The sequence below is a fragment of the Escherichia sp. GZ89 genome (genome assembly GCF_019366485.1).
GTDB lineage: Bacteria > Pseudomonadota > Gammaproteobacteria > Enterobacterales > Enterobacteriaceae > Escherichia > Escherichia fergusonii.
Genome location: NZ_JAEOHX010000060.1, coordinates 1 through 587, shown reverse-complemented (window position 1 = coordinate 587; position 587 = coordinate 1). Strand labels below are relative to the sequence as shown.

Here is a 587-nt window from a genome sequence, read left to right as displayed (position 1 = left end):
CCAACGCCCGATCTGCGGCCTGCCGTTCAACGGCAATCACCAGTTTTCCTTCGTTGGCAAAGTTCAGGGCATCCAGCCCCAACAGCTCGCAGACGCCGCGCACGGCAGGTTTGAGCGGCAGTGCGGATTCGGACAATTCAATACCGTAACCGCAGGACGCCGCAAACTCATGGGCGACCGCATTCACGCCGCCGCGCGTGGCGTCACGCAATGCCTTCACTCCGTCAATATGACGCAACGTCTGAATAAGCGGCGTTAATACTGCGCAGTCGCTCGCCAGCTCGCCATCCAGTCCCAGTTGCTCACGCAGGTTGAGGATAGTGGCGCCGTGATCGCCAAGCGTACCGCTGACTAACAGCACATCGCCAACGCTCAGCGTTTGCGCGCCCCAGTGAATATCGGCGGGAATCGCCCCCATGCCGGCAGTGTTGATAAACAATTTATCCGCCGCGCCGCGCTGCACAACTTTGGTGTCGCCGGTTACAATGGCGATACCCGCTTCCCGTGCGGTCGCCGCCATGCTATTGACCACGCTTTTTAACGTCTCCATCGGCAGCCCTTCTTCAAGGATAAAGCCGCAGGAGAGA

General features: G+C 59.6%; 1 protein-coding gene. It reads right to left on the bottom strand.

The genetic code is table 11. From position 1 onward, the window contains the following. Nucleotides 1–587: hydrogenase expression/formation protein HypE (gene hypE / locus K0335_RS22180; RefSeq protein ID WP_219394167.1), on the bottom strand; the 587-nt coding region annotated here is incomplete at both ends.